At 68.9% G+C, this 13,129-nt stretch carries 9 protein-coding genes and 6 pseudogenes; 7 read left to right on the top strand and 8 right to left on the bottom strand.

Annotated elements, in window-relative coordinates; genetic code table 11:
* Positions 1-15: 15 nt before the first annotated feature.
* Together ACZ5NJ_RS15220 and ACZ5NJ_RS15215 are read left to right on the top strand one after the other, a co-directional pair.
* A pseudogene (locus ACZ5NJ_RS15220) lies at positions 16-246 on the top strand (PfkB family carbohydrate kinase); the annotation flags it as partial.
* A 100-nt stretch (positions 247-346) separates the two neighbouring features.
* Positions 347-754: pseudogene (locus tag ACZ5NJ_RS15215) on the top strand (transposase); the annotation flags it as partial.
* Positions 755-775: 21 nt separating this feature from the next.
* On the opposite strand, the pseudogene ACZ5NJ_RS15210 reads toward ACZ5NJ_RS15215, so the two are convergent.
* A pseudogene (locus ACZ5NJ_RS15210) lies at positions 776-1,206 on the bottom strand (hypothetical protein).
* Between the two features lie 461 nt (positions 1,207-1,667).
* Between ACZ5NJ_RS15210 and ACZ5NJ_RS15205 the strand changes: the two are divergent.
* On the top strand, positions 1,668-2,816 hold the full coding sequence (locus ACZ5NJ_RS15205) for a PP2C family protein-serine/threonine phosphatase (protein ID WP_468765319.1): 1,149 nt from the start codon (positions 1,668-1,670) through the stop codon (positions 2,814-2,816).
* Between the two features lie 857 nt (positions 2,817-3,673).
* Here the strand turns inward: ACZ5NJ_RS15205 and ACZ5NJ_RS15200 are convergent.
* Positions 3,674-4,465: an MBL fold metallo-hydrolase gene (locus ACZ5NJ_RS15200; protein ID WP_468765318.1), complete on the bottom strand. Its 792-nt coding sequence runs from the start codon at positions 4,463-4,465 to the stop codon at positions 3,674-3,676.
* An 84-nt stretch (positions 4,466-4,549) separates the two neighbouring features.
* Here ACZ5NJ_RS15200 and ACZ5NJ_RS15195 point away from each other — a divergent pair, with 84 nt between their 5' ends.
* The gene (locus ACZ5NJ_RS15195) at positions 4,550-5,155 is read left to right on the top strand and encodes a CGNR zinc finger domain-containing protein (protein ID WP_468765317.1); all 606 of its coding nucleotides are present in this window, start codon (positions 4,550-4,552) and stop codon (positions 5,153-5,155) included.
* 67 nt (positions 5,156-5,222) lie between these two features.
* Here ACZ5NJ_RS15195 and ACZ5NJ_RS15190 read toward each other — a convergent pair.
* The 5 genes and pseudogenes from ACZ5NJ_RS15190 to ACZ5NJ_RS15170 form a co-directional block, all read right to left on the bottom strand.
* Positions 5,223-5,728: pseudogene (locus ACZ5NJ_RS15190) on the bottom strand (transposase); the annotation flags it as partial.
* Positions 5,729-5,917: 189 nt separating this feature from the next.
* A complete protein-coding gene (locus tag ACZ5NJ_RS15185; RefSeq protein ID WP_468765316.1) occupies positions 5,918-6,508 on the bottom strand; it encodes an SMI1/KNR4 family protein in 591 nt (196 codons plus the stop codon).
* 569 nt (positions 6,509-7,077) lie between these two features.
* Positions 7,078-7,446 (bottom strand): hypothetical protein, encoded by a 369-nt coding sequence (locus ACZ5NJ_RS15180; protein ID WP_468765315.1) that lies wholly within the window; start codon positions 7,444-7,446, stop codon positions 7,078-7,080.
* A gap of 319 nt (positions 7,447-7,765) precedes the next feature.
* Positions 7,766-8,350 (bottom strand): annotated as a pseudogene (locus tag ACZ5NJ_RS15175) (NF041680 family putative transposase); the annotation flags it as partial.
* A 163-nt stretch (positions 8,351-8,513) separates the two neighbouring features.
* Positions 8,514-9,236, bottom strand: coding sequence for a toxin-antitoxin system YwqK family antitoxin (locus ACZ5NJ_RS15170; RefSeq protein WP_468765313.1), 723 nt, complete (start codon positions 9,234-9,236; stop codon positions 8,514-8,516).
* 179 nt (positions 9,237-9,415) lie between these two features.
* Between ACZ5NJ_RS15170 and ACZ5NJ_RS15165 the strand changes: the two are divergent.
* From ACZ5NJ_RS15165 to ACZ5NJ_RS15155, 3 genes and pseudogenes are all read left to right on the top strand, one after another.
* Positions 9,416-10,002 (top strand): annotated as a pseudogene (locus ACZ5NJ_RS15165) (IS110 family transposase); the annotation flags it as partial.
* A 490-nt stretch (positions 10,003-10,492) separates the two neighbouring features.
* Positions 10,493-10,912, top strand: a complete 420-nt coding sequence (locus ACZ5NJ_RS15160; protein ID WP_468765312.1) for an ATP-binding protein — start codon at positions 10,493-10,495, stop codon at positions 10,910-10,912.
* A 732-nt stretch (positions 10,913-11,644) separates the two neighbouring features.
* Entirely contained in the window at positions 11,645-11,944 is a 300-nt protein-coding gene (locus ACZ5NJ_RS15155) for a hypothetical protein (RefSeq protein ID WP_468765311.1), read from the top strand.
* A 566-nt stretch (positions 11,945-12,510) separates the two neighbouring features.
* On the opposite strand, the gene ACZ5NJ_RS15150 is transcribed toward ACZ5NJ_RS15155, so the two are convergent.
* Complete coding sequence (locus ACZ5NJ_RS15150; protein WP_468765310.1) at positions 12,511-12,942, bottom strand: VOC family protein; 432 nt, start codon at positions 12,940-12,942, stop codon at positions 12,511-12,513.
* Positions 12,943-13,129: the final 187 nt, after the last annotated feature.

Genomic DNA, 13,129 nt, shown 5'->3' with positions numbered 1-13,129 from the left:
GCAGAAAGACACTTCATGAGCACGGCCACCTGCGGCATCACCGTCATCGGCGAATGCGTCGCCGACGCCTTCACAGACGCTTCCCACTCCGTCCCCGCCCAACTCGCCTTGAACGTCCTCCCCGGCGGCGGCCCCGCCAACACGGCCGTCGCCCTAGCCCGGCTCGGCACTCCCACCCGCTTCCTTGCCCGCATCTCCCACGACGTCTTCGGCGAGCTGCTCTCACGCTGCTGCGACTTGAACGGACGGCCCTCACCACCTCGACCACGTCAACGCACATGTTCCGCTCACCCGGCTCGCCCGGAACGCGTCGCCGCACCAGCTGTAGCCTTCGAGCAGGCTGCCGCGGACCATGTCGATCGTGATTACGGCCGGGCAGCGCGGGGACTCGCCGCAGTTCGAACCCGTCCGGAGAAGGTCCGCGTGCTCCGCATCGGTCCGGGCCGGCCACGCGTCCGGCCCGATCCGGTGCGGGCGGACAAGGCGTACGCCGCCTGAAGGAACCGCGCCTACCTGCGCCGACGCGGGATCCGCTGCACCATCCCGGACAAGGCCGACCATGGCGCGCAGCCGCCGAAAGCTCGGCGCCCGCGGCGGCCGGCCACTGCATTTCGACCCGGTCGACTACCGTGAGGGCCACGCGGTCGAGTGTGGGATCAACCGCCTCAAGCGGCACCGGGCCGTGGCCACCCGCTACGACAAACTCGCGGTCCGCTATGAGGCCACCGTCCTCGTAGCAGCCATCAACGAGTTTGGCTGTGTTCAGCACATGTCCCTAGAGCTCGTAGTCCTGGGCCAGCTCGTCCCAGCGAATGCGGCGAAGAGCAAGATCAGCCTTTTCGCCCGACGGGACATCCGGGGTGGCCTGGAACCAGGCCACGATGAGAGCGGAGCGGTGCAGCACTGCGTCGAGTTCAGGATCGACCGCTGTAGAGCCGAAAACACCGATGCAAGCCACGGAAGGCAGCACCTCTACGGGGCCGAAGGCGCCAGCGGTCTGGTCCGGGTACTCGCGGGGGGTGGAACGAGATGAACCGGCGCGAAGGAGAACGCATGCTCGGCCTGTCGCAGGAGGCCGCTGACCTTCATGTCGTTGATGCGCCGGAACGGATAGCCCTCCAGCATCCCCCCATAGGTCGTGGACATCCGCAGCTCGGTGAGCTCGATCGAACGACCGGACGAGAGGACCATGTGGCTCAGCGACATGCCGACACCCTACGTGCTTGATCCGCTTCCGATACACGCTGTAGAAGTGCGTCGTCAGCTGGTGTCGTAGGGCTGCTCTGGGACGGTCTTCCGACCAGGCCGCCGCGCCCGCCGAGCCGGCCGCGCCCGCGCACCAGCGGCAGGCCGCCGCGTCCGCCAGGGGCCCGGGCCGTGCCCGGCCGCGTGCTCGGGGCCGGTGGCCGGGCGGGCCGCGCGGGCTGTGGCCCGATCCGGGAGGAGTGCGGTGGGCTGGTGGGTGTCGTCCTGCTCGGGATGGGCCGGGAGGCAGGACCCGTAGGCTGGGCATCCCGGAAGACGCCCCGCGAGCGATCACGTGGCCGCGGGGAGAGATGGTCGGGCACCCCTTCCCTTGCCTTCTTGCCCCGTCTCAGCCGGCCGCTGACGCAGTACCCGGAGCGCCGTGTCCTCACCTGACGGTAGGCGGATGAAAGGCTGGAGGCATGGCCTTTCGAGCTCGGCTGGACGTCTGGCGGTTCTGGAAGCAGGAGCGCGCGTCCACGCTGCTGGTGATCCCGCTCGGGCTGATCGTTGCCGTCTGCGTAGTGGATGTACTGGCTCCGCCACACATCCATCTCGGGCCACTGCTCGTGGCAGCACCCGCGATCACGGTGGCCTTCGGCGGCGCCCGTACGACGGCGGGCATGGGGGTGCTCGCGGTAGCGGCGCAGGTATTGATCGGCGTGCTCAGGGGGGTCTTCGATACCGCCAACATCCAGGCTCAGATCGCTGCCCTGATCGTCGTGTCGGCCGCCTGTGTCACCGTCTGTGTGGTGCGGGACCGGCGCGAGCAGCAGCTGCACCAGGTGCGGTCGGTGGCCGAGGCGGCCCAAAGAGTGCTGTTGCAGCCACTGCCCCCGCGCGCCGGCCCGCTGCAGATCGCCGGCCTGTACATCCCCGCCGAGGCGGAGGCCGAGCTGGGCGGAGACCTGTACGCGGCCGCACGCACCGCCCACCACAGCACCCGGCTGCTCATCGGCGATGTGCGAGGTAGCGGATTGGGCGCCATCAGCAAGACCGCCCTGCTGCTCGGAGCCTTCCGCGCAGCCGCCCACCGGCAGGCCACCCTTCCCCGTCTCGCCGTCCACCTGGACGCCGCGTTCCGTTGGGACACCGGACAGTGGCGGCCACCAACAGAACAGGACACCACCGAGGACTTCGCCACCGCCCTGCTGCTGGACATCCCCGACCACGATCCGGTCGTCCACCTCATCAGCTGCGGTCACCCACCGCCGCTCATCCTCCGCGGAAACCGGCTCATCCCGCTCGTGGCCGAGGCCAGCCATGTTCCGATCGGATTCGGAGGGACTTTCGGCCTCGCCGATTACACCGTCCAGACGTTCCCGTTCGAGGCCGGCGACCTGCTGCTCCTCTACACCGACGGCGTCATCGAGGCGCGCGACAGCGACGGAGGCTTCTACCCGTTCACCGAGCGCGCGCCACAGTGGACCACGGACGACCCGGACGAACTCCTGCGCCGTCTCCAGGCCGACCTGCTGTCCCACGTCGACGCGCACCTCGACGACGACGCGGCGGTCGTCGCGATCCGCCGCAAGACGTCCGCCTCTCCGCCATCCGGCCCGGCCCTCTGAACGAGGGTGACGCGCCGTGTGACACAGGCGGCCACAACAGCGTTTCGCCAGCCACGCGGGCCGCATCCGACGGCCGTGCGCAGCGCGGGCTCGCGACGGCAACTCCCACGCGGCAGTCGGCCGCTGTCATCGTTCCCCGAGCCTCGCGCCCCACCTCGTCGCCTACTGTCGCGCCCCACCTCCGCCGAAAACATCCCCTGGGACACCTTCGCCGTCACCTCCGACATCTCCCAGACGTACGGGCGGCAGTTCATCGGCGACTACGAGGACCGCCCGCCTGCCGCTTCACCCCCAGGCGGTCTTCCTGCGCCCGAGGGCGGCGTCGAGTGCCTCGTGGTCGACCACCAGGCTGCGCCAGGCCGACGCTCGCCGATTCCACAGCCCCCCACCCCCCACCCCGCACCTGCTGCGGCCCGGGGCGGGAACACCATGGGGCCCAACCGGCAGCACAGTGTCGTGCGCGGGTTCGTTGGTCTCGCCCTCGCGGGTCGGCCCGGATCCCGACCTGGCCCACGTCGTCGGCGCGCCGACCAGCCGCACAACGGTCCTGCGGCTGATCGACGCACTTCCCGATCCGGAAGTGTGCCTGCCCCCTCGTCGAGTGTCGGCGTCGACGAGTACGCCACCCGCGAAAGCCGGGACTGCGGCCTCGTCCTCGTGGACGTCGAGACCCGCCGGCCGGTCGACCTGCTGCCCGCCTGGACCAAGGTGCGCTGCCGTTCGCCGAGCACGTCAACCCACTTACCCGCGACCGCAACTACACCACGCACCTGATCGCCGGCGTCCTTGCCGACGTGGACCGCGACCGACGCGCGGCACGGTCCGCCCCGGCCGCCCCGGCGGCCCGGCCGCACCGGTCAGCCCCGGTTGCCCAGGTCCAGCCGGTCGAGCAGCCCGGCGGCCGCGAACGCGGCGACCAGTTCGTCACGCCCCTCGGTGAAGTGGCCCCAACTGTCGTAGTGGACGGGAATCACCCGGCGCGCATCGAGGATCCGGGAGGCTTCCGCCGCCTGCGCGCTGTCGAGGACGAGCAGCCCGCCGTCGAAGAGCTGGGGGAAGCGCGGCGCCCCCGCGAACAGGACGGCGGTGTCCACCGGGCCGAACCGCGCGGCGATCTCCTTGACCAGGTCGACGGAGGCGTTGTCGCCGCTGACGTAGACCGTCGGCAGGCCCTCCCCAGTGAGGACGAAACCGACGACCTGACCGGTGAACGGCTCGACCTCCTCGCGCGTGCCAGGCCCGTGCAGGGCGGGCACGCCCGTGACCGTGATCGTGCCGCCGCCGGGGCGGTCGAGGCCGACGGACTCCCAGTCGGCGAGCCCCTTGGCACCGGGCCCGAGGCGCTGCCCGCCCCCTGGCGTGGTCAGGGTCAGGGGGACGTCGGCGAGCAGGGCCCGGCCGGACTCGTCGAGGTTGTCGGGGTGTTCGTCGTGGGAGAGCAGGACCACGTCGATGCGGCCGAGGTCGGCCGGTGCGGCGGAAGCGGCGGCCGTCTTGGTCAGTCGCCGGCCGCTCGGCATGGGGTACTCGCGAGGCGCGTCGAAGGTGGGATCGGTCAGGAACCGCAGGCCGCCGTATTCGAAGAGGGCGGTCGGGCCGCCGAACACGCGGACGGGGATCTGCTCGACGGGCGTGCTGGTGTCAACCATCAGAACCTCACGGATAGATTGTGGGTTATCCGTGATGATCATAGGGGCGTCTCACGGATGGACGCAATGGGTACCATGAGAACCATGAGTGAGATCCCGGCCGCCGAATCCGCGCCACCGCCCGCACCGGGAGCCCAGGACCATCTCGCCCTCGACTTCGTCAACAGCGCCATCGCGCTGCCCGGGGGACAGTTCATCGATTACCTCGGCACGCCCGACAGCGCGAACCGGTGGCTCACCGCACATGGCCTCGCGCCGGCCGACGCGGGGGTCCGGGACATGTGCGCGGCGCAGCTGCGCTCGATGCGAGAGCACCTCCGGACGCTGTTCGCCGCCCGCGCCGACGGGCTGCCCGCCCTTCCCGCGGCGCTGTCCGCCGTCAACGACGCGATGAGCAAGGCCCCCACGGCCGCCCTGCTGTACTGGGACGAGAAGAACGGCCCCTACCGAGTGGCGCCCTGCCCGACCAACGAGATCCTCGACCGCGCCCTTGCGACCCTCGCCGCCGACGCGGCCGATCTCCTCACCGGACCCGACGCCGACCGCCTCACCGCCTGCGGGTCGAGCCCCTGCAACCGCTACCTCCTGCGCAACGGCCGCCGCCACTGGTGCTCCACCCGCTGCGGCGACCGCGCCCGGGCCGCCCGCGCGTACGCCCGGCGCACCCAGCCCCAGGCGACAACGCGCTGACGGGGCCGCAACGACGAACCCGGGCTCCGGACGGTGATGCCGTCCGGAGCGTCGAAGAACAGGACCCGACGATCGTGATGTCCGGGTCTCCGGGCGTCCACTGGCCGGCCGCGATGAGCCGTTCGGCCACGGCTCGTAGCTGGGCAGCGGTGACCGCGGTCGAATCGTCCTCGGGCCCGAGCCGGATCACGTCCAGGATCCCGTAGACGTGGCAGAACAGCCGGTCCGCCGAGCATGGCGCGTCCGATCGCAGCCACGGCGACACATCGACCGCCAGAACCAGACGACCACCATCGAAACGCGGCAGGGGCATGTCGGCCAGCAAGGACCGCAACCTGTCGACGTTGATCCGGCCATGGTTGAGGGCTCCGTACAACGCTCCGTGCCCACGACGGTGCCGGGCACCAGCGTCAGGTCCACCAGCGAGACCACCGGCCCGTCGACGCACAGCAGTGCGTCCGTCAGCTCGAACAACTCGTCGCGCCGGGCGGTCAGACACTCGTAGAACTCGGCCCGGAAGCGTGACGCTTCCGCGTACGCTTCCCTCCGGACAGCATCAGGTAGCAGACTCACCCTCACGGCCTTCGTCTTGGTCACGTGCACCTTGGTCGGAGCACATGATCAGACGAAGGCCACCGCCACGCCCGGCGAATCCCCAGGTGAGCGACCCAGTTCGAGATGTCGTTCGAGACCGGATGTCACAGCGACCCAGACATGCCGAAGCGAGTACGACCGACCGGACTCAACAGCGCGTCCCTCTGCTCACCAATCGATCTCTCCGTCCTCGTCTACGGAGGGATGGGCGACGGAGTCGAGCCGGCCGGTCCGATCGTGGTGTTCCATGGCCTCGGCCACCTCGTGGAGCCAGGTTCCAAGGCTCGGCCACCCCAGGAAGTAGGCGTGGTCGGCGTGCGGGGCGCGACCGAGATGGTCAAGCCACAAGCCCGGGCCCGCGTCGATGAAGTGCTCATCGCCATGGCCGCCGGCGAAGGGGATCCACTGCGTTCCCCACCACGGAGTCTCCTGCTCGTCTGGGTCGTCCTCGCCCTCCCAGATCTGCATGCGCCGCTGTCTCACGTCGGCGATTGCATCCGTGGAGTACAGCGGGCCGCACGGCAGGATGCCGAGATAGGACGAATCCCCGTCGTGGCATAGCAGTGATGCGCGCAGGTCGGTGGGAAGACCTACGCCCAACGCGACTTCGAGCTGGTCGATGGCATGTGGCGATGCCGGAGGAGCAAGCTCTGCGAGTCGAGCGGGCGCATGCCGAGCCAACCATGTGTCGATGCGCTGCCAGGATGTGGCAACGGGCGGAATCACCGGCGTGATGCCGATAAGAGGCGGCTCGATCATGAGCCGAAGCATCTCACCCGAGGCCAGCCCCAGGCTGCGAGGTGCGGGCTAAGGGGCGCTTCTCATGTGCCTGGGCGGGCTGATAGACAAAGAACAAGTTGAGTACCTGTTTCTGAACCCGGAAGCCGCAGGCCACCCCGCCAGTGTCCGGATCGCGGAGTTCGCGGAAGCGTTTGCCGAACGGTCACTGTGACCGTTCGGCAAACGGAACTGCAGGGGCGTGCGGAGCGGGCGGGACGTTCCCCACCGGGAACTCGACCCGGAGGCTGGGGGCGGGGAAGGTCGGTGGACCGGACCACCCTGATCATTCTCACGGTGGTGGCCACTAACAGGGCCCATAACCCACCTGCTACCAAGCTACCGGCTCTGCTTGCGCGGGGCTCAGCACTGGCTGCGCTAGGCCGCCGTGGGTGACGAGGACCTCGGCCAGGACCAGCGCACCCCGAGCCCGCCCCGTTCTGCGACCCCGAGTCGGCACTGCGCCAGGCGCTGGCCGACCGGTCCACCGAGTACGGGTAGATCAGCCTGCCCACCAACTACCTGGCCGAGCACCGCGCGCTGTTGGCGGCTCAGTTGGCCGGGCCGCACACCTCTGCGCTGAAGGGCCCCCACAAACGCGCCTTCAGGGTTATACCCGGGCCGTCGTACACCCAGGGCGACTGGCTGGGGCTGGCGGTCGGGCCGTACGCCCACCCGCCGGTGCTCAAGTTCCTGATGCCGAACTCACAGCCATTGGGGGCGGCGGTCGGATCGATCGCCATGTAGTCGTGGCCACTGTGGAGTTCGACCTTCTCTAACGCGGTGCAGCCGCCGCTGCGGATAAACCAGGAGCCCTCGGCGGCCTGCGCCGAGGTCGCGCTCCCCACTCCGATCGCGCCCATCGCCACCATGGCGAGCGCGGCGGCCGAGGCACGCTTCCCGGTCCTGGTGAATCGCATGGAATCCTCCGGTTCGTCGGTCCCGCCCCGAGCTGGCGCCCGGGGCGCACCCCAAGTCCAGCAGCCGACAGCACGGAGCACAACTGATCGAGCGGAATCCGGACGGTCCTGGACACTGGCCCCCGCATCACCAATGCGACACCATTCGGCTGGCGGGCCGGGTCGCTGACAATAGCTCTTGCATCTTCGACGCGAGGTCTGTCGGGCTCACATCTCGGGATTGTCTTGGGGGAGGCCGGAGCGCTGCAGCGTCTCCATCAGGTGGGCTGCGTGCTCGGGGTGCTGTCGGGGGTTCAGAGACAGGTAGTGACCTTGACGTTTATCCAGTTCGTCGGAGTTTGGTGCCGACCTTGTGGTGTGCGGGTCTGGTGTAGGACTCGCCTGTGGCGAGGACGCGTCCGACGTCGTATCGGGTGGCGGTCCGCCGGTTCTTCGATCCGCGCGGACGGCCAGGGCCCGGCCGGGTGGGTTTCGGTGCACGGGCTGGAGTGCCCGCCTTCGCTCGGAGGTTCCTGAACCCCCGGCGGACTCGGGCGGGGGTAAGTCTGTTCGGTTCCGCTGGCCGTTCCCACGGCCGACGGAGATCCCGCGTGAGGGGGCGGGCGAGCCGGAGTTGGGCGTGGGCGGCCAGGACAAGCCAGGTCCAGCGGTCGGCCGCGGCGGAGTCCCGCAGCTTGGGTCGGGCCCCGCCGAGCGTCTGCTTGAGCAGGCTGGTGCGGGACCACCAGAGCCAGACGGGCTTGTTTGCCCCGCCGCTGGGCAGTTTTGCGACCGTCAACCGGATCACGGTGCCCTCGATGATGGGCAAGGGGCCTTCATGCTCGGCCCATGCCGCCCGGCGGGTCAGCCGGGGGTTCAGCCGGTCCCAGGCCTGCGCGGTCGCCGCCCCATACCGCTCGGTGTCGACACCTGCTGCGTGCGCAAGGCCCGGGCTGCGGGAGAGGAGTCCTCCAGCACGACAGCTGGAAGAAGACTCCTTCTACCTACGTCATCTGCACACAGCCGCGATGGGCGGCCGGGGTGCAGCTGTCGGGGTGCGAGCGCTTTCGGTGTTCGGTGTTTCAGGCTCAGGCCCGGCGTGTCACATGATCCATGATCACTTCACCTGCGGCATTCCAGCGCTTTCTCGACATCGCGTGGCCGTTCTCGTCGAAGACGACCACCTCCGACGGCTGGCCGTTGGCGTGCCAGTACCGCCACTCACCTACCGCGGCACCCATGATGGTCACGCCCTCGGCCCGCTTGGTCCCGTCCGGCCACCACTCCTGCTGCCGCCCGTGCTCGATGCCCAAGAAGTAGGTGCCGAGCACCTCCGTGTGCCCGTTGTCCGCCTGTTCCTCGACTTCGCCGGTGAAGAGATCCCCCTCGTAGCAGGTGCGTCCGTACTGGTCGAGGTAGGTCTGATCGCCTTTGACGCGTATCGCACGCACTGGGGTCGGCCTTGCCCTGAGCGGTTTCGCCGGCGGCTCGGCACCACCACGAGCCTTGGTGGCCCTCGGCCTTGACTCGCGCTCGGCGGCCTGCTGCTTGCGCGCCTCGAACTTGCGCATCAGCTCTGCGTGCCAGCGCGCAGCGTTGCTGCCGTCCAGTTGTCCGGCGAAGGCGGCCCGGGCCGCGTCGACGAGTTCGGGAGGGGCCCCCGGACCATACTTGACGATCTCCCACAGTGCGTCATCCGTTTCCATGTCCAGCCCGGTGCAGGTCCGCAAGCCTTGGCCGCTCAGCACCTCTTCCAGCACGGCGCGGAAAGTCCTCGTCAACTGGTCGTCGGTCAGCCGATCACCGCGCATGGATCCACCCTCCCTGATATGAATGAACCATCCCATCCCTGTACGACGCCCGGCACGACTCGGCGGGTTCCCGCCACCGTCACCGCTCGTGTCCCGCCGACCGATCCACCCGGCGGCAGCGTTGCCGTTGAGCCGAAGCTCGCATGGCTGCGAGGCACAGGAGGGCAAGCCCCTGCAAGCTGCTGGCCAAGTGCCGCATCAACGACGACCTGGACGGCTACCGGCTGCTGCTCGACCTCCTGGCCGAACACGGCGACACCGCGGAGACGCCTATCCCAGTGGCCATCGAGACCAGCCGCGGCCTGCCGGTAGCCACGCTGAGGCAGGGGCCTCGGCAGATCTACGCCGTCAACCCGATGCTGCCTCCCGCTACCGCGACCGCCACGGGGTGAGTCGCAAGGAGTCCGACCCGGGCGACGCACTGATCCTGGCGAACATCATCCGCACCGACAGGGACAAGCCTGGCAATCCCTGACCCGTCCCGATGTCCGCCGCATCCTGGCAGTAGCGCCCAGAGCTGCTCTGGCGGCCAAGCTGGCGATGTGGAAGCTGCCCGCCATGCTCCGGCGTGCCGGCCGCCGTCGGGGCTATCGAGACGGACGCCGAACCAATCCAGCAGCTCTTCCGCCAGGAGGCCCCTCGGCAACTGCCCCTCGTCGATGACGCCATGGGCAAGCAGGCACTGGCTCTGCTGCTGCAGCTGGACGCGGCCTGCGAGGCGGTCGCTGACCTGGCGCGGGCCACCGAGGAGGCCTTTCGGTCACATCCCCTGCGCTCAACCACGTCGGCCATCTGTGGGCCTTCGCCTCCCTCAGCGGTTCATCCGACGCGGACGCCCACCTTCGATGACTCGATCGCCTTCCCCCAGAGCCACTACCAGCAGGCACAGCTGCCACGTGAACCAGACAATCGCTGCCCGGCCCATCGCCCCGGCCTGCGGGTGAGCGCGGCCCAGCCCACACGATGAGCCGATGCCGGAGGGTGCGACCATCGTCGGATGCGAGGCATCGATGAACTGGTCAATGTGGACGATCCGGCGTGGCCGGAGCTGCAGGAGGCTCTCAGGACGAGCTCCGTGCCGGTTCAAGTGCAGCCCGGCGACATCAATGAGGGCCGCCGATGACCGGCCCGGAGAAGCAGGCGAACGCGAAGTGGTACGGCTACACCGGCCCGATCGGTGACAGCGAGTACGCTCACCTGATCTCGCTCGTCCTTCATGGGGATATTTCGTCGGGCCGCCCGGCGTCGGCAAGACGATGCTGTCGGTCGCACTCGGACGGGCTGCGGTCGAAGCCGGGCACCGCGTCTACTTCACCACCGCCGCCGAACTCTCGGCCCGCTGCCACAAAGCCGCTCTCGAAGGCCGGTGGAAGTCCTGCATGAACTTCTTCGCCGGCCCGAAACTCCTAATCATCGACGAACTGGGCTACCTCCCGCTGCCCGAGGACGGCGCCTCCGCCCTCTTCCAGGTGATCAACCAGAGGTATCTGAAGTCCTCCACGATCCTGACGACCAACGTCGGCATCGCCGACTGGGCCGGCGCCTTCGGTGACGCGACCGTCGCGGCAGCCATGCTCGATCGCCTCCTGCACCGGGCTGCTGTCGCGGGCATCGACGGCCCCTCCTACCGGCTCCGCGGCCACCGGAACAGGCGGAAACCCTCCGCGCCGGGGTGAACGCCCGTGTCTCCTGACCACCCTCCCGTCACCGAGGTCGAATCCGAGATGGCCCGCCGCTGCCCCGTCTGCGAATCGGTCTTCACCGTCGCCACCCACACCAGCCGCCAGGTCTTCTGCTCGCCCACCTGCAAGGAGAGCAACCGGCAGCGCAGGCCCGTCCAGCAGGTCTGCCCCTCCTGCCACACCGAGTTCGTCACGACCGCCGCCCTCCGACGTATCTACTGCTCGGAGGAGTGCCGCATCACCTCCCGCACCAGCGAGGAAGCCCGCGAGACACGCATCTGCCCCGTCTGCGACGGCACCTTCGACTCGCTCAGGACAGTCCGCCAGATCTACTGTTCCCCCGCCTGCCGCAAGGACGCCGAACGCCAACGGGACCAGGCCAGGGATGAAGACCGCGCCCGCCGGCTCGGAGGAGCATCACGGTCGGCTCCAGCTGCCACCCCGCCCCTCGCTGATCTCCCACCGGCCAAGTCGGCGGCACGAGCCTCGCGACAGGCACCCGAAAGGGACCCGCTCGAAACCCACCGCGACCCGCAATTGTCCGCACTGCCAGCAGCCCGTCACCATCGTCGCTCTCCTGGCGACCCCGGAAGCCGCCCGGCCGTCGATGCCGACCGGCCTTCCCGATGTCGTCCCGCTCCGCAGGGCTCCATGACAGCCAGACCGATAAGTCGGCAGTCCGGAAATCCAGCTGCCGACCCCAGGCCGTGATGGCAGGCTCTGCCCATGGTTTTCCTTCGTTGCGAAGCGGTCCGATGGGTCGATGACGAACCCCAGCCCGGCCTGGTCGAAGTCCGCTTCACCGACGCCCACCAGCAGCAATGGGCCTTCGTCGACAAGTGGCCCGTCTTCACCGGCGACGACCTGACCCCCGACTCCGCCTATCCCGTCGAGGTCGGCATCCTCTGCGACATCCTGAACACCGCCGCGGACACGCTTACGATCTCTGTCACACCTTGGGGACTCGAATCACTGGACGGACGGGTCGAGTTCGAAGTGCGATCTGATCAATTGACCACGAGCTGAGCTTCACGATCACCGGGCCCCGCCGACCTAACGATCGGCGGGGCCCACGCATGCTCGCCGATCCCCATTCTCCCCACACTGTTCAACCAACAACAGAGTGAGGCGAAGAGCGGCAGCGGCCGTTTTCAAAGATCCCCGTCATCCTCGACGGTGACCCCGACGATCCGCGCAACCTCTGGGTCGCCCCCCCGTCTCCCGACCACAAGCCCGGCGCCGGCCCCACGCGAAGGACACCGTGGAGGCGAAGCTGTCCAAGGCGGTCTGCTCGGGCAGGGTACAGCGCACCGCGGCGCAGAATGCCATCGCCACGGACTGGACCACAGCATTGGACCAGCTCGCTCTCCAATAGGGCCCCCTGTGTACGGGTTCGGCCTTTACATCGGCACAGCGTTTAGGGTTCCCCCACTTTCAGGCGTATGCGGTGGTGTGCGGGGATCCTGTTGAGACACCTCTGCAACCACGGCAAGAAGCCCCCAATGCGCCGCCCGACCCGGGAAGGCTTCGCGGCCCTCATCGCCGCAGCCGGCCTGGCCCTCCCCCTCCACCTCGCGGTCTCGCAGGGGAAATCAGGTGAGGCAGAACTCGTTGCCCTCGATGTCCTGCATCGTGATGCACGACTCATTGACGCCATCCGCACGCTGCGTCAGCACGTGCTTCGCGCCGAGCGCCATCAGCCGTGTGCATTCGGCCTCAAGTGTGGCCAGGCGCTCCTCGCCCACGAGCCCGACGCCGGACCGCACATCGAGATGCACCCGGTTCTTGACGACCTTGCCCTCGGGAACTCGCTGGAAGAGCAGGCGCGGAGCCACGCCCGAGGGATCAGTGCACGCGAAGTAGATCGCATCCTCGGGCGGCAGCGAGCGGAAGCACTCCTCCCATGTGGCGAAGCCCTCCGGGACCGCCGGCAGGACGTACCCCAGCACCTCACACCAGAAGGCGGCGAGGCGCACAGGATCCGCGCAGTCGAAGGCCACTTGGAACTGTTTGATCGTTGACATTGGCGCACAATAACAGGGGCCCTGCTCATCTCCGCAGGTCAGGGGGTCGAAGGTGGTCGGGAGGAGGGCTGCTACCCGCTGCCGTGTCGTCCGGTCACAGGGGTGAACCGAGGTCACCGTCTCACCAAAGGGAACCCGGCCAGCCACTCCCGTGCTGTCGAAGACCAGTTACGGGACAACCTTTGGG

It is taken from the genome of Streptomyces sp. NPDC032091, assembly GCF_055580265.1.
Note: the sequence above shows the minus strand (reverse complement) of the source record. Positions and strands in the feature narration are given on the sequence as shown.

Coding starts and splice junctions, on each gene's coding strand:
- ACZ5NJ_RS15205 (WP_468765319.1), top strand. CDS start 1,668: ATGGCCTTTCGAGCTCGGCTGGACGTCTGGCGGTTCTGGAAGCAGGAG.
- ACZ5NJ_RS15200 (WP_468765318.1), bottom strand. CDS start 4,465: ATGGTTGACACCAGCACGCCCGTCGAGCAGATCCCCGTCCGCGTGTTC.
- ACZ5NJ_RS15195 (WP_468765317.1), top strand. CDS start 4,550: ATGAGTGAGATCCCGGCCGCCGAATCCGCGCCACCGCCCGCACCGGGA.
- ACZ5NJ_RS15185 (WP_468765316.1), bottom strand. CDS start 6,508: ATGATCGAGCCGCCTCTTATCGGCATCACGCCGGTGATTCCGCCCGTT.
- ACZ5NJ_RS15180 (WP_468765315.1), bottom strand. CDS start 7,446: ATGCGATTCACCAGGACCGGGAAGCGTGCCTCGGCCGCCGCGCTCGCC.
- ACZ5NJ_RS15170 (WP_468765313.1), bottom strand. CDS start 9,236: ATGCGCGGTGATCGGCTGACCGACGACCAGTTGACGAGGACTTTCCGC.
- ACZ5NJ_RS15160 (WP_468765312.1), top strand. CDS start 10,493: ATGCTGTCGGTCGCACTCGGACGGGCTGCGGTCGAAGCCGGGCACCGC.
- ACZ5NJ_RS15155 (WP_468765311.1), top strand. CDS start 11,645: ATGGTTTTCCTTCGTTGCGAAGCGGTCCGATGGGTCGATGACGAACCC.
- ACZ5NJ_RS15150 (WP_468765310.1), bottom strand. CDS start 12,942: ATGTCAACGATCAAACAGTTCCAAGTGGCCTTCGACTGCGCGGATCCT.